At 61.5% G+C, this 19469-nt stretch carries 19 protein-coding genes; 4 read left to right on the forward strand and 15 right to left on the reverse strand.

Translation table 11 applies throughout. The annotated features are described in order from the left end of the window. The first annotated feature begins 61 nt into the window (after positions 1–61). The 3 genes from AC2FIR_RS12535 to AC2FIR_RS12545 all read left to right on the forward strand — a co-directional run bounded on the left by AC2FIR_RS12535 (position 62) and on the right by AC2FIR_RS12545 (position 3552). Positions 62–1276, forward strand: coding sequence for an alpha/beta hydrolase (locus AC2FIR_RS12535; protein WP_496746070.1), 1215 nt, complete (start codon positions 62–64; stop codon positions 1274–1276). A gap of 77 nt (positions 1277–1353) precedes the next feature. Then, positions 1354–3144, forward strand: a complete 1791-nt coding sequence (locus AC2FIR_RS12540; RefSeq protein WP_496746069.1) for an aminopeptidase P family protein — start codon at positions 1354–1356, stop codon at positions 3142–3144. A gap of 63 nt (positions 3145–3207) precedes the next feature. After that, a complete protein-coding gene (locus AC2FIR_RS12545) occupies positions 3208–3552 on the forward strand; it encodes a DUF427 domain-containing protein (protein WP_496746068.1) in 345 nt (114 codons plus the stop codon). A gap of 62 nt (positions 3553–3614) precedes the next feature. On the opposite strand, the gene AC2FIR_RS12550 is transcribed toward AC2FIR_RS12545, so the two are convergent. Next, positions 3615–4433 (reverse strand): DUF2189 domain-containing protein, encoded by an 819-nt coding sequence (locus AC2FIR_RS12550; RefSeq protein WP_496762463.1) that lies wholly within the window; start codon positions 4431–4433, stop codon positions 3615–3617. A 214-nt stretch (positions 4434–4647) separates the two neighbouring features. Then, positions 4648–5241 (reverse strand): sulfotransferase family protein, encoded by a 594-nt coding sequence (locus tag AC2FIR_RS12555; RefSeq protein ID WP_496746065.1) that lies wholly within the window; start codon positions 5239–5241, stop codon positions 4648–4650. 137 nt (positions 5242–5378) lie between these two features. On the opposite strand from AC2FIR_RS12555, the gene AC2FIR_RS12560 reads away from it, so the two are divergent. Continuing rightward, on the forward strand, positions 5379–6296 hold the full coding sequence (locus tag AC2FIR_RS12560; RefSeq protein ID WP_496746063.1) for a LysR family transcriptional regulator: 918 nt from the start codon (positions 5379–5381) through the stop codon (positions 6294–6296). Between the two features lie 49 nt (positions 6297–6345). Here the strand turns inward: AC2FIR_RS12560 and AC2FIR_RS12565 are convergent, their stop codons facing one another. From AC2FIR_RS12565 to AC2FIR_RS12625, 13 genes are all read right to left on the reverse strand, one after another. Then, positions 6346–8031 carry a chloride channel protein gene (locus tag AC2FIR_RS12565; RefSeq protein WP_170615256.1) on the reverse strand — a complete coding sequence of 562 codons (1686 nt, stop codon included), beginning with the start codon at positions 8029–8031 and terminating at the stop codon, positions 6346–6348. A 100-nt stretch (positions 8032–8131) separates the two neighbouring features. Continuing rightward, positions 8132–9781, reverse strand: coding sequence for a DNA repair protein RecN (gene recN, locus AC2FIR_RS12570; RefSeq protein WP_480914065.1), 1650 nt, complete (start codon positions 9779–9781; stop codon positions 8132–8134). Between the two features lie 35 nt (positions 9782–9816). Then, complete coding sequence (locus AC2FIR_RS12575; protein ID WP_170615252.1) at positions 9817–10677, reverse strand: outer membrane protein assembly factor BamD; 861 nt, start codon at positions 10675–10677, stop codon at positions 9817–9819. 148 nt (positions 10678–10825) lie between these two features. After that, complete coding sequence (gene lpxC, locus AC2FIR_RS12580; protein WP_170615250.1) at positions 10826–11746, reverse strand: UDP-3-O-acyl-N-acetylglucosamine deacetylase; 921 nt, start codon at positions 11744–11746, stop codon at positions 10826–10828. A gap of 213 nt (positions 11747–11959) precedes the next feature. Beyond that, complete coding sequence (gene ftsZ, locus AC2FIR_RS12585) at positions 11960–13576, reverse strand: cell division protein FtsZ (RefSeq protein ID WP_170615248.1); 1617 nt, start codon at positions 13574–13576, stop codon at positions 11960–11962. Between the two features lie 345 nt (positions 13577–13921). Beyond that, positions 13922–14341, reverse strand: coding sequence for a hypothetical protein (locus AC2FIR_RS12590; protein ID WP_321254133.1), 420 nt, complete (start codon positions 14339–14341; stop codon positions 13922–13924). After that, on the reverse strand, positions 14328–15662 hold the full coding sequence (gene ftsA, locus AC2FIR_RS12595) for a cell division protein FtsA (protein WP_170615246.1): 1335 nt from the start codon (positions 15660–15662) through the stop codon (positions 14328–14330). Before ftsA ends, AC2FIR_RS12590 begins: the two co-directional genes overlap by 14 nt. Positions 15663–15670: 8 nt before the next feature. Next, a complete protein-coding gene (locus AC2FIR_RS12600) occupies positions 15671–16675 on the reverse strand; it encodes a cell division protein FtsQ/DivIB (protein WP_496746061.1) in 1005 nt (334 codons plus the stop codon). Beyond that, complete coding sequence (locus tag AC2FIR_RS12605; RefSeq protein ID WP_480525132.1) at positions 16663–17583, reverse strand: D-alanine--D-alanine ligase; 921 nt, start codon at positions 17581–17583, stop codon at positions 16663–16665. Before AC2FIR_RS12605 ends, AC2FIR_RS12600 begins: the two co-directional genes overlap by 13 nt. 104 nt (positions 17584–17687) lie before the next feature. Further along, the gene (murB, locus tag AC2FIR_RS12610; RefSeq protein ID WP_496746059.1) at positions 17688–18614 is read right to left on the reverse strand and encodes a UDP-N-acetylmuramate dehydrogenase; all 927 of its coding nucleotides are present in this window, start codon (positions 18612–18614) and stop codon (positions 17688–17690) included. Then, on the reverse strand, positions 18611–18904 hold the full coding sequence (locus AC2FIR_RS12615) for a hypothetical protein (protein WP_496746057.1): 294 nt from the start codon (positions 18902–18904) through the stop codon (positions 18611–18613). Before AC2FIR_RS12615 ends, murB begins: the two co-directional genes overlap by 4 nt. Before the next feature lie 24 nt (positions 18905–18928). Then, positions 18929–19195, reverse strand: a complete 267-nt coding sequence (locus AC2FIR_RS12620; RefSeq protein WP_496762467.1) for a DUF2484 family protein — start codon at positions 19193–19195, stop codon at positions 18929–18931. Next, positions 19192–19440, reverse strand: coding sequence for a DUF2484 family protein (locus tag AC2FIR_RS12625; RefSeq protein WP_170615234.1), 249 nt, complete (start codon positions 19438–19440; stop codon positions 19192–19194). The genes AC2FIR_RS12620 and AC2FIR_RS12625 overlap by 4 nt, the downstream gene beginning before the upstream one ends. Positions 19441–19469: the final 29 nt, after the last annotated feature.

A 19469-nucleotide genomic window follows, 5' to 3' on the forward strand; every position in this document is an offset into this window, starting at 1 on the left:
GCAACGGCGCTGCCCTCTCGCTTGAAGACAATCCTGAGAAACCCCCGAGAAACCTTTGGGAATGCCATTGAACCTTGTGGCCCCAATCGAAACGGAGTGTATTCAGCCCATGCGCTATGAGTTTGCAGATTGTATTCTGGACGTTGACCGCCACGTGCTGTTGCGCGGGGGCGAAGCGGTTCCGGTTGAACCTCAGGTCTTTGATCTACTGGAGTTGCTGGTTGAAAGCCCTGGCAAGCTGGTTGCACGCGAAGAGATCATCGAGCGGGTCTGGCATGGTCGCTTTGTCTCGGAATCGACCATAAGCGCCCGCATCGCTGCTGCGCGCAAGGCGGTGGGTGATGATGGCAAGACGCAGCGGATCATCCGGACGATCGTGCGGCGAGGCCTGCAGATGGCGGCTGAAGTCAGCCGCGACTCAGAACCTGCACAACACAGCGAACATAGGACCCAGCAGCTGAAATACACCCGAGGTCACGATGGTCAGGCAATTGCCTTTGCCGTGTCGGGAGAGGGCCCTCCGGTTCTGAGGGTTGGATCTATCGTCTATGATCTTGAGGCAGAATGGCGACTGGCCTCCGAGCGCACCTACATTAGTGCGATGGACGCAAAGTTCACGATGTTGCGTTACAACAAAAGCCACCAGTCCCATTGGGGCGACCCCTGCCGGGCCAATTACGAAGGGGTTGCCGAAGACATTCTGGCGGTGACGCAGGCCGCAGGCTTTGATCGCTTTGCCATTGTTTCGGAGTTCGGCGGCATCTTCTCTGCCCTGCAGTTCGCCACGAAATATCCCGAGCGCGTCAGCAGGCTGGCAATTGTTGGCGGCTGGGCAGAAGGGCGCGATCATCGTGAAGGTTTGGCGGGGCCGGATTCGATCCGCAACCTGATCATCGAAGGCTGGAAAGACCCCGGGAGCGGTTATGCGGTTGGCTCGCTGTTGAGCTACTTTCCCGAGGGACCTTTGGAAACCGTGCGCGAAATTGTGAACGAGATGCAGACGCTCTATTCCGTCGAGCAGAAACTGTATCAGCGCGACAGCGGAAACACCGCGTCGGTTCTGCATCTTTTGCCGCAAGTGCAATGCCCGACGTTGGTCCTGCATGGGCGCAACAGCGCCGTCCACCCCTTGTCCGAGGCGCGAAAACTGGCAGCCGGTATTCCCGACGCTTCGCTTGTCATTCTGGAAACCGCCAATCACATTCCTCTGCCCGGAAACGACGTTTACGACTCTTATATCGAGACGCTGAAAGGCTTTCTGGGCGCAACCGAATAGTGTCGTCGCGATGTGCTGGACATTTGCCGCCGCGCGCCCCACTTTTCGCCGCACCAAGACATAAGCAAGAGGCCCCCATGTTCCAGACATTCGAAGTGACCGCCCGCCCGGAACAGGGACCGCCCAGGCTGGCGGCCTTGCGCGGCGAGATGGCTCAGGAAGGGCTGGACGGATTTCTGATTCCCCGCGCGGATGCGCATCAAGGGGAGTACGTTGCGCCGCGCGATGAGCGTCTGGCCTGGTTGACCGGGTTCACCGGATCGGCCGGGTTCTGTGCCGCGCTGACAGACGTGGCGGGTGTATTCATCGACGGGCGCTATCGCACGCAGGTCAAGGCGCAGGTTGCGGATGTGTATACTCCGGTTCCCTGGCCCGATATCGGGTTGGCCGCCTGGCTGAAAGAACAGCTGCCACAGGGCGGCAAGGTCGGGTTTGACCCCTGGCTGCATGCTGTGGGTCAGATCACGAGCACGCAGAAGGATCTTCAAGGCAGCGGTATCGAACTGGTCCCCTGTCCGAACCTGGTGGACCGGATCTGGGCGGACCAGCCTGCGCCACCGATGAACCCGGTTAGCGCGCACCCGATTGAATTCGCGGGTGAATCCGCCGAAAGCAAGATCAGCCGCCTGGCCGAAGCGCTGCAAAAGGCGGGACATGCGGCTGCGGTGATCACGCTGCCGGACTCGATCATGTGGCTGCTGAACATCCGGGGATCGGATATCGGGTACAACCCGGTGGCGCACGGGTTTGCGATTCTGCATGCCGATGGCGGAGTGGACCTTTTCATGGCCGCCAAAAAGCTGTCCGATGTTGCCGATCATTTGGGGCCGCGGGTGCGCCAGCACGAACCGGATGTGTTTTTGCAGGCCATAAGCGGGCTGGCTGGTTCGGTGCAGGTCGATCCGGCGACACTGCCGCAGATTGTTGCGGACGCTCTGGGCGACAGGATGGCCGAGGGGGGCGACCCCTGCGCCCTGCCCAAAGCCTGCAAGAACGCTGCGGAAATCGCGGGCAGCGCCGAGGCCCATCTGCGCGATGCGGTCGCGGTGATCGAAACGCTGTGCTGGCTGGACGCGCAGCCCCCAGGCAGCCTGACCGAAACGCAGGTCGTCACCCGGCTAGAGGAAAACCGACGGCAGGACGCGGCACTGCGGGATATCTCGTTCGACACCATTGCGGGCACCGGGCCAAACGGCGCGGTCATGCATTACCGGGTGACGACCGAGACAGACAGCCTGTTGAAGGATGGCCATATTCTGGTTCTGGACAGCGGAGGGCAATATCTGGACGGCACCACGGACATCACCCGAACCGTTGCGATCGGCACCGCCGGTGACGAGGAAAGCGCCTGCTTCACGCGCGTGTTGAAAGGCATGATTGCCATGTCCATGCTACGCTGGCCCGTCGGGCTGTCCGGGCGCGACATCGAATGTGTGGCGCGCGCGCCGCTGTGGTCCGCGGGGCAGGATTTTAACCACGGCGTGGGCCACGGCGTCGGTGCCTATCTGAGCGTGCACGAAGGCCCGCAGCGCCTGTCGAAGGTCAGCCATGTTGCGCTGGAACCCGGTATGATCCTGTCAAATGAGCCGGGGTACTATCGGGAAGGTGCCTTTGGTATCCGGATCGAGAATCTGGTGGTTGTGGACAAAGCCCCCTCGCTGCCCGGTGGTGATACCGAACGGGCGATGCTGAACTGGCGTACGCTGACCTTTGTGCCCATTGACCGGCGGTTGATCGTCGCCGACATGCTGTCCCCGCAGGAACGGGCATGGCTGAACGAGTATCACCGCGAAGTTGCGGAAAAAATCAGGCCAAGGCTGGGCCATGACGCGCAACTGTGGTTGGATGCCGCAACCGCGCCGGTGTGACATCCGGCTGTTACATAGACTGGGCAGAGGAAAGGCCCCAACGCGACACAAAAAGGAGCAGACATGACCGACCACATAACAATCCGCAAGGCGCCCGGAAAATGGAGCGTCCGGTCAGGTGGCGCGATTCTGGGCGAAACCACGGGTGCGCTGGAGTTGCTTGAGGGGAATTTGGATCCGGTGATCTATTTCCCACGCTCCGATATCGCGATGGCCTTTCTGGACCAGACGGATAAAGTCACCCACTGCCCGCACAAAGGCGACGCCACGCATTTCTCGATCGTCAACAAATCCTCGACAACCGAAAACGCCGCGTGGAGCTATGAAGACCCGATCCCGGCGGTGGCCGAGATCAAGGGGTATCTGGCGTTCTATCCGCTGGACTCGGTGAAGGTCGAACAGTTGTAGAACCATCCGGTGTTGAGAAGTCAGTCGAAGCCGACAGTTGCACCAAGTGATGGCAGGCCGGATCACCCCTCGGCGGGTTGCACGGCCCGCTGATAGAGATGCCATGTTGTGTGGCCAAGGATCGGCAGGGTGAAGATCAAGCCCAGAAACGCCGGGACAAGCGACAACAGCATAGTGACCGAGATGATCGCCGCCCAGCCAAGCATGACCAACGGATTTTCCGTGACGACGCGAATGGACGTGATCATGGCAGATACGAAATTGGTTTCCCGGTCAAGCAGCATGGGCATGGCGATGACGGTCACCGAGAACAAGGCAGCCGACAGAAATGCGCCGACGCAGGTGCCAACGGCCAGGAAAGTCCAGCCCTGCGGAGTGAAGAATACGGTGTTCAGAAACCCGTCGAAATCCGAGAAAGATGCATTCTGAAGGATGATCGCCAGCCAAAGCCGGACCTGATAAATCCACACCCAGAAAATGAACAGGGTGACAAAGGCCATCCAGCCCATTTCGCGCTTGCGCTGGTTGGCCATGACGGTGAGGATTTCAGACCAGCCGAAACTCTCGTCGTTCTGCATCCGGCGGGACATATCATACAGCCCGGCGGCAGCAAATGGCGCGACCAGAGGGAAGCCGACGACCGCTGGAATGATCATCCAGATCTTGCCAAGCCAGACCAGGCTCCAGACAAACAGGATGCCGAATACCGCATAGAAAAGGCCAAAAAAGCCACTCATGAAGGGGCGGGCCAGAAAATCGGAAAAGCCGGCCTTAAGGGACGCGGTGATATCTTCCGCAGTGACCTTGTTTATCCTGGGCATGGCCTTCGGCGGCGGCGTCAGATTGTCTGGTGGCGTGGAACCCGCAGTCTTGGATGTCATGACACTCCTCCCAAAGCAGCTGCACCGTTCTGGTCCGCTTTCAAACAGACCCAACAGAGAAACAGACATCCCTCCTCTGCGATCAAGTTTGCATCAGGTGCGGCACAAGGGCAAGAAGCGAGTATTTTGGCCAAGTGTTCGCAGGGTCTGCGGAAAATCACCAACTTCGCGTCCAGGGTAAGCCGGTTCCCAAGGCCTGCGTTATACGTGAGGGCTATGCAACCGCCCGGAACCCTGCCTTTGTGTTGCCTTGGGGATAGTCCATGTCGGGTTCCGGCAAGCCCAGCCCCCTGCACAAAGGCCCCCAGCCGGACCCAAGCGGCAGGTCGATGAGCCGCTCCGCAGGCACTTCGTTTCGGACCCTGGCGATCGTGTCCTCGTAAACAGACAGAACATGCGCCTTGTCCTGGATGTTTCCGCCGAAAACCCCTTCGGTTATCACGCTGGTTCCCAGACCGCCGACATCCGTGCCCGATAGCAGCGCTGTCTGAATCGTATTGGTGAAACTGTTCCACCAGTCTTCGGCGGGCCGGTGGGTCAGCACCACTTTGGCATCCGGGTAGAAGGCCATCGTTTCGCGCCAGTAGGCGGCTGATGGCCAGTCCACGGCGCTGTTGTATCCTTCAAACAGAGAGGGCCAGTCCGGTGTTGCCCCGTATGCTAAAGCGATCCAGCGTTCCCGCTGCGTTTCGCTGTCCATGACCTCGTACATGTGGTGCGTCGGTCCGAGCCCAAGGGCTTCAAGCGCCCGCTTGAGGCTTTCCGTTCCTGTCCGTCCAAATCCGGCTCCGATCACTTTCAAAGTCATGTTCATCCTCCGGTCTGTTGCAATGCATCCCGTGACGGGTCTGCTTGCCTAAGGATGTCCGGATGTGTCAGATTGAACAATCAGATCAATCCGTTTCATTGCATTGAAATTTTCAATCACACTCAGACAGGGTTCCGATGTCCGCAGCGCCAGAAATACTCTCGCTCGATTTCGCGGCGCTTCGTACGCTGAAGCTGGTGCACACGCACCGCTCATTCGCAAAGGCCGCGGCCGAGCTGGGCATGAACCCGTCTTCGGTCAGTTACACGATCGAACGTGTCAGAAAGGCAGCGCAGGATCCCCTGTTTGTCAAACAAGGCGGGGCGATAGCACCTACGCACCATTGTCACCGGCTCATGGACCGGGTGGAGCACATGTTGGAAGAAGCCGAGCAGTTTCGCGACGATGAGGCATTCGATCCGAAGCAGTCCGAGGGAGAGATCCGGATCAATATCACCAGTTACGAAACGTTGCTTGTTTTGCCGCAAGTCGTTCGGCGGCTCCGGCGCGAAGCACCTGCGATCCGGCTGATCCTGAACTATAACTACGGCCTTGCCAGCGACTTGTTGCTGAGTGGCAGCGCCGATATCTACCTCGGGCCGCAGAAAGTGTCGGACAGCGGGATTTACGGCGAAGAATACCTGAACCGCGAGCAGCATGTCTGTATGATGGATCCGTCACACCCGCTGGCAAAGAAAGATGTCCTGGGGCTGGACGACATCAAGGAGATGAATTTCGTCCATTTCGAACCGCGCCCCGGCTGGCAGCAGGCGCCGGTTCGCTATGCCGCCGAACAGGGCATCAGCCTGCGGCGTTCGATCGTCAGCAGTGATGCGATATCCTTTGGCGAAATCATCGTGGGCACCGACCTGCTGGCCGCGTTGCCGTCACGGATGGCCAACCGGTTCAGGGACAGGCTTGCTCTGCGGCCTTTCGATTTTGACACGGGCATGGCAGAGCATATGTACTGGACCGCTGCAACCGACCGGTCGAAACTGGCACGTTGGCTCCGGTCTGTGATCAAGGAAGAAGCGAAGAAAGCGCCAACCGGCTAAGCGGCTCCCGTTTCAGAAGACGCAGTGCAACGCGCCGGCTTCGGCCTCGCTACGAATGCTCCTCGGCCGCTGTCGCCGCCAGCGCACGGTTATACGCCTTGAGCGCATCTATGTGATAAAGCGCGCCGACCGGGGTTTCGACACCGTTATCTTCGATCAGAACCACCGGAATGCAGGGGATGTCACCGCGGTCGAAATAGGGCATCGCAGCCTCAAGCGTGGCGCTGGCCTGAATGCAGAAGCCCTGTTCAATCAACTCCTGCGCCTCATCCCTGGTGATCGAGCGCGGATCTCCGAGCGGTCGCATCACGGCGCCAGCGCGCAACATGGCCAGCAGGTAGGCCTGCGGCCCGGCGGCCAGATGCACGTTGCGGCGCTCCAGTTGAGTCAGGAAGAAGGACCGGTCCACCAGGCGCGAAGCCAGCGCGGTGGACATCGAAACCGAGACCATCACCGCAAGGCCGATCTGCCAGTCTCCGGTCAGTTCGAACACGATCAGCGTGGTCGAGATGGGTGCCCCCAGAACTGCGGCGGCCACGGCACCCATTCCGGCAAAGGCATAGAGCGTGTGGGTCCCCGATACGTCCGGCAGCAAGCCGGTGGCGATCAGGCCAAAGGCCAGCCCGGTCAGCGCGCCGATCATCAGCGACGGTGAGAACACACCGCCACCCATGCGGCCGCCCATGGTAATGGCGACCGCAACGGTCTTGAGAACGGCAAACAGGATTGCGGTGGTCAGCAGCAGGTCGCCGGTCAGGGCGCGGATCGTGGTCTCGTACCCGACACCGATGATATGCGGGAACCAGATCGCCATCAGCCCCAGCATCGCCCCCGATACCGCCGGCCGCAGCCAGCGCGGCAGTGACAGGCGGGTCTGGATGTGGTTGCCGATATCCTCGGCAAAGAAGATCGAGCGCATCAGCAGCAGAGAGACGAACCCGCAGATCAGCCCGAGGATCAGGAACGCGGGCAACTCCACATAGAATTGCAGCGATCCGGGGGTCTCCAGGACAAACTCGGTGACGTCACCATAGGCCAGACGGTTGATAACCGTCCCCGCGACCGAGGCAATAACGATAGGGGCGAAGGCATGGACCGCGAAGTGGCGCAGAACCACTTCGAGCGCGAAAAGCGCACCCGCAATGGGGGCGTTGAAGCTGGCCGAGACGGCGGCGGCCACGGCACAGCCCAGCAGGTCGCGACCGGTGATGCCGTCCGCGTGGATGCGGTTGCTGACCCATGTTGAAATGACGCCCGCCATGTGAACCACCGGCCCTTCACGACCCGTCGAGCCGCCTGAGCTGAGCGTGATGAGCGAGGCGAGGAAAGACGCGATCCCTGCCTTGATCTCGACCCTCCCATCGGTGACGGCAGAACCTTCCATCACGTCCGCCACGGACCGGACACGCCCGTCATCGGTGAAAATGTGCAGGATGATACCGACAACCAGGCCACCGATGATCGGCGTGATCAGGATCAGGACCCAAGGCAGCTTTTCCACATGGCTGTGCAGCAGAAGGATATCCTCGGTGTTGTAGATATACGCCTGAAGTGCGGCGATGGCCTTGCGGAATCCCAGCGCCATGAAACCCGCCGCGATACCGATGGCCAGGGCGATGAACCAGAACTGAATCTGGCTGGGTCCCCGACGGAGCATCACCCGCCATGCATCCTTGATCGCGGCCAGTGCCTGATTGAGCTGATTGCGCAGAACGGTGCGGGTCGACTGGGTCATTTGCCCTCGGAGGTCATCGTTCCCTCATTAGTAAGCCACGGTGCGTCCTTATAAAAGTGGGATAGCGACGGTTTGAGAACCGGAAAGCGGCAGATATGTCTCAGGCCTGCAGCAAAGCGCGTGCGGCGGCGCGGGCTTCGTCCGTTATGGTGTCGCCTGCGACCATGCGGGCAATCTCATCCACCCGGTCCGGGTCGGCCAGCGGGATGACGGTGGACAGGGTTTGCCCGTCCGCAACCTGTTTCTGGACACGCCAGTGATGCGCGGCCCGCGCGGCCACCTGCGGCGAATGCGTCACGACCAGCACCTGCCCCCCCTGCGCCAGCGCGGCCAGACGGCGGCCAACGGCATCGGCAGTGGCACCGCCAACACCCCGGTCGATTTCATCGAAGATCATCGTGCGGGCGCTGTCATCACCGCTGAGGCAAACCTTGAGCGCCAACAGGAAGCGGCTGAGTTCACCGCCGGATGCGATCTTGTTCAGCGGTCCCGAGGGCGCGCCGGGATTGGTGGCGACGGTGAAGGCCACCGCATCGGTGCCTTCGGGGCCGGGATCGGCTGGTGTGATTTCGGTTCGAAACACCGCGCGTTCCATTTTCAGCGGTGCAAGTTCAGCCATCACGGCCGCGTCGAGTTGCCCCGCCGCATTCTGACGCGTGCTGCTGAGCTGGGCTGCGGCGGCATCGTAGGCGGCCTGCGCGGCCTCGACAGCGGCACGCCTGTCGGCAAGGTCGGCATCTCCGGCGTCCAGCCGGTTCAGACGCTCACGCAGGGTGTCGGCGAAAGCGCCCAGATCGTCAGGCGCGACGTCGTGTTTGCGGGCCAGCGCGCGAATGGCGAACAGGCGTTCTTCGGTCTGTTCCAGTTCTGCCGGGTCGAAATCCAGCGCCTGAAGGCAGGCGTTGACGCCATCCTGCGCTTCGCCCAGTTCAATCATGGCGCGGCCGAGTGCGGCGATGGGCTCTTCAAGCTGGCCGCCGGCATGGTCCGACACACCTTCAAGCCAGCGCACCGCGTCGGCCAAAGCGCCTTCGGCGCCCTCGCCCCCCAACAGGGCAAAGGCACGGGCCACGTCGTCGCGGATCCGTTCGGCCCCCTGCATCATGCGGCGGCGGGCGTCGAGTTCGGCATCTTCACCCGGCTGAGGATCAAGCTGATCCAGTTCCGACACGGCGTGGCGCAGAAACTCTTCTTCGGCGCGCATTGCGGCCAGCGTGCCTTCGGTCTCGGTCAGCGCCTTGCGGGCGCGGGACATCTGTGACCAGGCCGCTCGGACGGCGCTAAGCTGGTTCCCTGCCCCGGCATAGTCGTCCAGCAGAACACGATGCCCGCGCGGGTTCAGCAGGCCGCGGTCATCGTGCTGGCCGTGCAGTTCGATCAATGTCTCGGACAGCGCACGCAGCACCTCTCCCGAGCAGCGGCGGTCATTGACCCAGGCGGTTTTGCGGCCCTCGGCCGTGTTGACGCGGCGCAGGATCAGTTCTTCGCCGCCGGGCAGCCCGGCCTCGGCCAGAACGGCATGGGCGGGATGATCGGCGGGCAGTTCAAACTCGGCCAGCACTTCACCCTGCGCAGCCCCCTGCCGCACCAGTTCGGCGCGACCACGCCAGCCCAGAACAAAGCCCAGAGAATCCAGCAGGATCGACTTGCCCGCACCGGTTTCACCGGTCAGCGCATTGAGACCCGGCTGGAAGGTCAGTTCCAGCCGGTCGATGATCAGCATGTCGCGAATATCAAGGGCGCGTAGCATCGGGTCCTACTGTCCCAACCCTATGGTCATGGCGATTACAACCACTGCCCTTTGATCGATTGACGGTAAACCTGGCTGAGCCAGTTGTTGCCACGGCTCTTGAGTTTGAGGCCGCGCGAAGTCAGCAGGGTATAAGCACTGTCGTACCATTCCGAGGACTGGTAGTTGTAGCCCAGGATCGCACCGGCCGACTGCGCCTCATCCACCAGGCCCAACGACAGGTACGCCTCGACCAGACGATACAGCGCTTCGGCAGTGTGCGAGGTGGTCTGAAAATCCTCGACCACAACGCGGAAGCGGTTGATGGCGGCTGCAAAATGATCCTGACGCAGGTAATAGCGTCCGATCTCCATCTCTTTTCCGGCCAGATGGTCGAAGGCGAGATCGAATTTCAGCACCGCAGAGGTGGCGTATTCACTGTCCGGATAGACCTCAATCACCGTGCGCAGCGCCTGCAGCGCCTGAAAGGTCAGGCCCTGGTCGCGGCCCACTTCGTCGATCTGGTCATAGTAGCTGAGCGCCAGCAGATACTGGGCATAGGCGGCATCTTCGTCCGTAGGATAAAAATCGATATAACGCTGAGCTGCCGCCCGGCTTTCTTCATAGTTCTCGTCGGTATGGAACGCGAAGGCCTGCATGATCAGCGACCGTTTGGCCCAGTCAGAATAGGGATAGAGCCGTTCGACTTCCGAGAAATACCACGCCGCGTCGTCAGAACGGTTCTGCGACAGTTCGTATTCACCGCGCGTGTAAATCTGTTCCGGCGTGAAGCCTTCCAGGTTCTGGTCGCGGTCCGCGCCCCTTCTTCCGAAAAGTCCGCCATTGCCGCACGCTGCTAAAGTTGCTGCCAGAAGAATCGCCCCTGCGAACCTGACTGCCGCTTTGCTGCCCACCATTCCGCTCATCCTTGTCGTCTTGCTTAACGGGTTCTGACCCGGATTGTGCCATGGTCTAGCACAGAAAATTCCGGTGCAAAACGTCTTTAACGCTCTCTGTCGGAAATGTCGCCAGTGTTGATCCGCGGCATCTCGCGGACCGCCCAGATCAGGCGACTTCGGGGATTTCCGCCCAGATCAGGCCCTGACCGGGCAGTCGGGCCGCCTGTTCGGGGGTGCACAGCACGGGGCGCACGGCGCCGGGCGTCTCGAACAGCTTGCGCAGCAGCGTGTTGGTCATCGAATGACCGGACTTGTCGCCGGTGAAGTGGCCCAGAATCGGACCGCCTGCCAGATACAGGTCGCCCAGGGCATCCAGCATCTTGTGGCGTACGGCCTCATCCGCGCGGCGGAACCCGCCTGGTGTCAGAACGTCGGTGCCCTGAACAACGACTGCGTTGTCCAGCGTACCACCCAGCGCCAGGCCGTTTTCGCGCATGGCTTCGACATCGGTGCGGCGGCAGAACGTGCGGCAATCGCTGAGTTCGCGCGCGAACGAACCGTTGCGCATATCCAGCGTCTTGGTCTGGTTGCCAATCGCGTCATCTTCGAAATCGATGTGGAAATCGATGAACAGCCCTTTCGCCGGAGCGATCGAGGCGCTTGCGCCCTCGCGAGAGACGGTGACCGGTTTGAGCACTTCGTAAGCCAGAACAGGGCTGGCCTGACGGCGCACGCCCTTGGCCATGATGCCACGCACGAATTCGATGGACGAGCCGTCCATGATCGGAACTTCGGGACCATCAATCTCGACCAGCGCGTTGTGCACGCCGCAACCGGCAAGGGCCGCCATGATGTGTTCAACGGTTGAAACGGAAACGCCGGCCTCGTTCACCAGACGGGTGCAGAGCGGGGTCCGGTCCACCATGTCGTAGATGGCCGGGATCAGCGCATTGCCCAATTCGATATCCGTCCGCTTGAACCAGATGCCGTGACCGGCGGCTGCCGGCTTCAGGACCATCGTCGCAGGCTTGCCGCTGTGCAGCCCGGTGCCTGTAAACGTGACCGATGATTTGAGCGTGTGTTGCAAAACTGACCTCAGTGGGTGATGTCCAGCCTGCTTGGGCTGTGTTGAACACTCAGTTAAGGAAGCCGGCGATAAGGCTCAACTCACTCTTTGCAACCGATTGAAACATGGATGTTACAGATCGGCAAAACCCTGCTTACATTACAATAAGCACTTTATTTTAAACGAAAAAGGGCCGCCAAACGGCGACCCTTTGTCATCATTTTGTTACCGCGATCAGTTGGCCTGACGGCGCAAGAAGGCCGGAATTTCGATACGTTCCTGATCCGGATCTGCCTCTTCATGGGCAGGTGCCGTGGCGTCAGCCTGGCGCATGACCGGCTGTTGGCGGGCCGGTTGAGCGGGTGTATCGGCTGCATGACCGGTCATGCGGTCGATCAGCCTGTTGAAGCCGAAACGGGGCCGGTCATGAGCTTCCGCCCGCTGTGCGGGGGCCGCTTCTTCGACGTCCGCGCGGCTTGCCGCCATGCGCTGTTTTGCCGATGGCACGTTCTGAACAGCTGCCTGCAGTCGCTGCAGGGCCTCGGGGGACGGAGTGCCGGCAGCAGCGGCGCGCGGTGCGACAAAGCTTTCCGGCGCAGGTTCCGCAACCTCGGGCTGCGGTTCAAACTCGGCCACGCGCGGCTGATAGGCGGGCGGCGGCAGGTCATCATCATCCTGTTCCGCCTGCGGCTGGAACTGAGGCTGGGACTGGACCGGCTCGTCAGCCGCTTCGAACAGCGAAGGTTCGGGGTTTACCTCAGCAGGTGCCTGCTGTTCTGCGGCAACGGTCTGCGCTTCTTCCTGCGCCTGCTCTTCCGCGGAAACGGTGCGGGTCAGCGGTGCCGACATCGAACGACGCGCAACCGGAATTTCGGCCTGTTTGTCGGTTGCATCGATCCCGGTGGCCACGACGGACACGCGCATGCCGCCTTCCATCGCGGTATCGAGGGTCGACCCGACGATGATGTTGGCTTCGGGGTCCACTTCTTCGCGGATGCGGTTGGCAGCTTCGTCCAGTTCGAACAGGGTCAGGTCGTGCGAGCCAGTGATGTTGATCAGCACGCCTTTGGCACCCTTAAGGCTGATTTCGTCCAGCAGCGGGTTGGCAATCGCCTTCTCGGCCGCCTGAACCGCGCGATCTTCGCCGGTTGCCTCGCCGGTCCCCATCATCGCTTTGCCCATCTCGTCCATGACGGCGCGCACATCCGCAAAGTCGAGGTTGATCAGGCCCGGACGGACCATCAGGTCGGTCACGCCTTTGACGCCCTGATACAGAACGTCGTCAGCCATCGAGAACGCCTCGGTAAAGGTCGTCTTTTCATTGGCCAGACGGAATAGGTTCTGGTTCGGGATGATGATAAGCGTATCGACAACCTTCTGCAGCGCCTCAACACCGTCTTCAGCCTGACGCATCCGCTTGGCACCTTCGAACTGGAAGGGTTTGGTTACGACGCCGACGGTCAGCACACCCAGCTCGCGCGCGGCCTGCGCGATGATCGGAGCCGCGCCTGTCCCAGTGCCGCCGCCCATTCCAGCAGTGATGAAGCACATATGCGCGCCAGCCAGATGATCGACGATCTGTTCGATGCTTTCTTCGGCGGCGGCTGCGCCAACGGTCGGACGCGCCCCAGCGCCCAGGCCTTCGGTGACTTTCACACCCAGCTGCACCCGCGCCGAGGACTGGCTTTGCTGCAGCGCCTGCGCGTCTGTGTTGGCGACCACGAAATCGACGCCGTCCAGCTGTTTTTCAATCATGTTATTGACGGCATTGCCGCCTGCACCGCCCACGCCAAATACTGTGATCCGAGGCTTCAGTTCGTCGTGCCCGGGCATCGAAAGATTCAATGTCATGCTCTGTCCGCCTGTTCTAATAACCCGCCAAAGCGGTGTTTTTCTTACCTATCCGCCTTTAATTCTACCGGTCATATCCACAAACGTCACGTCAAAAATCGCAGGAATCCACAAAATATGGAGGAAATAAGGCAACCAGAGGCGGTATTTCGCGCGATCCGCCAGATGTTGCGGAGCGGACGCATGGCACCACAACGCATACGCAATTCGTGCCTCCAGCCAGAAGATGCGTCACAATCGGGTCCATTCTTGTTTTGCGGGTACCTGCTCGGGTCCTGCCGCCGGGCCTCTGACGGGCCTTGTGGATATCTTGAGGGATATTCTCGGGCACCGCAAGTCGATTTTTCAACTGACAGGGACACTTGGACAGTTGAGGCTATCCTCGCTTATTCGGCGGACCTCCTGAATTTCACCGCCGACGAAGGTGGCCAGGCGCACCAGCAGGCGGTCGTGGTGCAGAAACGGCCACCAACAGACTGGCACCCCGTCCGTATCATTGTCATAGAGGAAGCAGATCTGCCCGTTTGGCGTGGTGATCTGACCATAGACGCAGCCCAGGCCATTCTCGCGCCAGACCGAGGTATTGCGACTTAAAAACTGCTCTGTTCCCACCAGCTGACCGCTGCGGATCTCATAGAACGTGACCGTCTTGCCGATGACCGCATCCAGAAACGCGTCGGGAGAGATGGCGGTCTGAGCGACCGCGCCGGCGGGCAACAGCAACGGGGCGATCAGCCCCCGAAGCAGCCTTCTACCAGTTGTCACGGAACCAGCGCACGGCGCGTTTGAAGGGGCGCGCCGCGTAGGTGTCGACCGGGATCTCGAAATCCCACCATTCGTCCTGCGGATGGGCGGCGAACAGGCTGAGGCCCACAGCAGACGAAAAGCTCGGCCCTGTGGCCGATTGCGGCAGGCCGTGAACGCGCAAGGGGCGACCAAGGCGGACGCGTTGACCCAGGATACGGGTGGCGAGGCCGTCCAGCCCCATGATCTGGCTGCCGCCGCCGGTCAGGACGATCTGCTGGCTGGGCATGTGTTCGAACCCGGCTGCATCCAGCCGCACACGGACCTCTTCGAGAATTTCCTCGACCCTTGGGCGCATGATTCCGATCAGTTCGGCACGGCTGACGGTGCGACGGTCATGTTCCCAGTCGCCGGTATCGCCACCGATATCGATCAGATCGCGGTCATCGGCCCCTGTGGCATGCACGCCGCCATTGAACGTCTTGATCCGCTCGGCCACTGCCGCTGGAACGCCGAGGCCCATGGAAATGTCCGAGGTCACGTGATCACCACCCATGCGCACGCAATCGGCATAGATCATGTGTTTCTTCATGAAGATCGACACGCTGGTCGTGCCGCCGCCCATGTCGATACAGGCCGCGCCCAGTTCCTGCTCGTCCTCGACCAGCGCCGAGATGCCCGAGACATAGGCTGAATTCGCTATCCCCGCCAATTCCAGGTCGCAACGTTTGATGCACCGCACGATGTTCTGGATCGCCACCGCATCAACGGTCAGCATGTGCATATCGACCGCAAGGCTCTGCCCCATTTGTCCCCGCGGGTCTATCAGGCCGGACCGGTTGTCCAGCGCGAAGTTCACCGGCTGGGCATGCAGAACCTCGCGCCCGGCCCCATAATCGGGCACGTCGCAGGCGTTCAGCACACGTCCGACCTCGGCTTCGGTCACGAGCTGACCTTCCAGATCGACCTGAGCGTCCAGACCGTAGGAGCGCGGGTTCGCGCCCGAGAAACTGGCGATGACGTGATCAACGCGAATGTCCGCCATCTTCTGTGCCGCCTGCAAGGCAGTGCGGATGGCCCGTTCGGTTTCCTGCATGGCAGTGACTTCGCCGAACTGCACTCCGCGCGAGCGGGTCGTCGCGGCGCCGATGACACGGAACCCGGTCTGCCCGGCCAATGAGCCGATGCTGTTGTCATCGCTCAGCCGGCCAGTGCCGTCAAATCGCAGCACCAGACAGGCGATCTTCGAACTGCCCACGTCCAGAATGGCGATGACGCCCCTTTGCATGGCTTGCCTGCGCATCTGCCGCATGGCCCGCTGGGACTGATAAAGATCGGTCATCATTGTCGCTACTGCCCGCTACTCGTTGTCACTTTTGTATTCCACCAGTCTTCGCTGGCGGCTTTGGTCATTCGGATGGTCGGACGCTGACCGAGGCGCATGTCGACCACGGCCACATCGCGTTCCAGAAGGTCCTGTACCTCGTTTACCGCCAATACCCGCTCGAGCGCGCGAACCGGGCGGTCGGTTGGCAGCAAGATGCGCTGGCCACGATCCAGGACCAGGTCCCAGCGGCGTTCACCGATGCGTACCAGTCCGCGCACGCGGTCACCGAGGCTGCGCGCCGTGGTCAGGATCCGCAGCGCTTCGCCGACATGCTGATCCGCCCCCTGACCCGCGATCAGCGGCAGATCCGCATGATCCTTGCGCGAGGCGACCTGATCCACATGGGCACCAGTTTCGTCCAACAATTCGATCCCGTCGCGCGTGCGCCAGACGATGACCGGCTGACGCTCGACCACATCGACCTGAAGAATGCCGCCCGGGCGAATGCGGACGGTGGCCGATTTCACCGGGTCCAGTCCGGTTATGGTGTCGCGCATCTGTTCGACATCCAGATCCCAGGAACTGATCGGGAAGTCCAACGGCACGACTTCGCGGATGTCGTCCGACAGGCCCGGCCCCGCACCATCGATGGCCATCAGGTTGACCATGAATTCGGGGCGCTCCTGAACCGAGGTCTTGATGTCGGCGATATAGGCGCTGAGCGCTTCGCGCCGGTCTTCGGACGCGAAATAGAGCCCGACCGCCGCCGCAACAACGCAAACCGGCAGGCCCAGACGAACGCTCAGCCGGATACCGGGTGTCAGCATCCAGCGCTGGAACCGGTAGCTGAGCCGCGACGGCGCGGGATCGGAGCGGCGGGCGTTGCGACCAAAAAAACGGGCGCCGCGCAGTTGCAGTTTCGGCTTGGCCTGAGGGGTCGGCTCGGCAGTGGCGAAATCGGCATCCGGTCCGGCCAGAGGCTTGCTGCGATGGATCACGGGTGCGCGGGTGGCGGTCAACGGTCGCATGAGGCGTCCTCCACCATCCAGGCGCAAAACTGGCCGAAACTCATGCCCAGATGCGCGCCCTGTTCTGGCGCCAGCGAGGTCGGCGTCATGCCGGGCTGGGTATTGGTTTCCAGCAGGAACAGACCATCCGCGCCCCGTGCATCGTCCCAGCGGAAGTCGGTGCGGCTGACGCCCTTGCACCCCAACACCTTATGAGCGCGCACGGCATAGTCCATGCACATGTCGAAAATGTCAGCCGGAATCTTGGCAGGCAGTTCGTGCGACGAGCCACCGGGCTTGTACTTGGCGTCGTAGTCGTACCAGCCTTCGGTCATGATCTCGGTTACTGTCAGGGCACGGTCGCCCATCACGGTCACGGTCAGTTCGCGCCCCGCCACATATTGCTCGACCATTACCTGATCCGGCATGTCGTCGGACAGTTTCGGGGGACCGTTGGTGCCTTCGTGCACCAGATAGATACCGACGCTGGAGCCTTCGTTGTTGGGTTTGACCACATAAGGCGCAGGCATGACGTGGTCGGCTTCGACCTCATCCTTTGGGGCGATGATGCTTTCTGCGATGGGCAGGCCTTCGACGCGGAACGCTTCCTTGCTGCGCTGCTTGTCCATGGCCAGGGCCGAAGCCAGAACGCCGGAATGCGTATACGGGATACGCATCCATTCCAGCATCCCCTGCACACAGCCATCCTCGCCCCAGCGGCCATGCAGGGCGTTGAAAACCACATCAGGCTTGATATCCAGAAGACGCGCGTAAAGGTCGGGACCAGCGTCCAGTTCGACCACCTCAAAGCCTTCTTCCCTAAGGGCGGCTGCGCATTCGCGCCCGCTGCTGAGCGAGACCTCGCGTTCCTTCGAGGGGCCGCCCATCAATACCGCCACTTTGGGGTTTGTCCTGCTCGACTTACCCACTTCGTGCGCCTCAATGTCCCCGGACCTTATGTGGTGGTCCGTATCTTGTTTATGCCTTTGATCCGCCGCCTGAATTTGCCTGCTATGGTCTGACGGATGGGGCTTTATTCTGTCAGCGGATCACCGACCCGCATGATTTCCCACTCTAGCGTGATGCCGCTTGTTTCGTAAACCTTTTTTCGCACCTCCTCGCCCAGTCCTTCGAGGTCGGCGGCGGTGGCGGTGCCGGTGTTGATCAGGAAATTCGAGTGCTTTGGACTCATCTGCGCCCCGCCACGTGTCGCGCCGCGCATGCCCGCATCATCGATCACTTTCCACGCCTTCAAGTCGTGGACGTCATCGGCCCGGCCTGTGGAGGAGAAACCGGCAGGGTTGCGGAAAGTGGAACCGGCGCTGCGATCCTTGGTGGGCTGTGTCTCGTCGCGCTTTTGCAACTGCGCCGCCATGCGCGCATGAAGGTCATCGGGATCGCCCGGGGGGCCTTCGAACGTGGCCGAGACCAGAACCGCGCCTTCGGGAAGATCTGTCTGGCGGTAGCGGAAGTTCAGTTGGTCGGGCGACAGGTCCACGACATTGCCCTGCCGGGTCACGATGGTGGCCTTGCGCAGTACATCCGCCGTGTAGTTGCCGTAACAGCCTGCGTTCATGCGCACCGCACCGCCGATGGAGCCGGGGATGGTTCGCAGGAAGGTCAGGTCGATCCCCGCGTCCGCCGCCTTGCGCGCCACATGCGCGTCCAGTGCCGCCGCGCCCGCGGTAACAGTGTTTCCCTCGACCGAGATGCCGTTGAAGCCCCGCCCCAGCCGAATCACCATCGCCCGCAAGCCGCCGTCGCGCACAATCAGGTTCGAACCGACGCCCATCGGGAACACCGGTACATCCGCCGGAAGGTCGCGCAGGAACGATTGCAGATCTTCAAGGTCGGCTGGCTGGAACAAATAATCCGCCGGACCTCCGACGCGGAGCCATGTGAGGTCGGCCAGCGGACGGGCCTCGGACAGGCGGCCTCGGGTCGCGGGGAGGGTTGTCATTCGGCCGCACGCGCAGCCAGGCTGCGCCCGCCGACGCCGCCCATGATCGCGGCGAATAGAAACGGAAGCACACCGGCGGTCAGCCAGACGAGCGGACCGAATGCCTGCTCTTCTTCCCCCGTTCCAACGCTGGCCAGTATCACGATCAGCACCAGCCCGGCGGCAGACGCCAGCCCAATCAGCCACAACAGACCGCGCAGTCCGATCCAGCGGCCTGCGGTGAACCCTGCGGCGGCACCAAGAACAAGGGAAATGAGCGGCAGATAGGCAAATGTGGTGATCGTCGCCATGGCGTACCTCGTCAAGTTGGCCGGTTATTCGTCAGCCGCCTTCATGCCCTGCATTTTCGCCTTTGTCCAACGGGTCAGATAAATCACCGGCCAGCGCAGCACCGACATGCCGGCGGCCAGTACGATCAGGCCGACCCATGGGCCATTCTGATAGGTCACAAATCCCAGGATCGGGATACCCAACGCGATCAGGACATAGGCGCGGGTCCAGTGATTGTCCTTGCTGGGGATCATCGCCAGCACATTCGCGGCACCCCCCCAGAGAGCGGCGAGAGCAATGGACCAGTTCATTCCATGACCTCCCCGCGCACCCATTTGCGCCAGTAATAGCGGATCGGGTTGCGGAACATCGAGACAAAACCGCCCAAAGCCAGCATCGACCAAAGCCAGCCATGTACGTAGCCCAGCCAAACGATCAGCACCGGCGCACAGATCAGCAAAATGATACCCGGAGGGAATTGCAGCCGCATCGGCAACAACGCCACGATAGTAGCGCAGATCACCCAGAGCGCTGAGAAGATCATCGAATAATCCATTCGCCCCTCCAAGGACGCGCGGAAGCCGC

The organism is Ruegeria sp. CDSB136 (assembly GCF_059610965.1).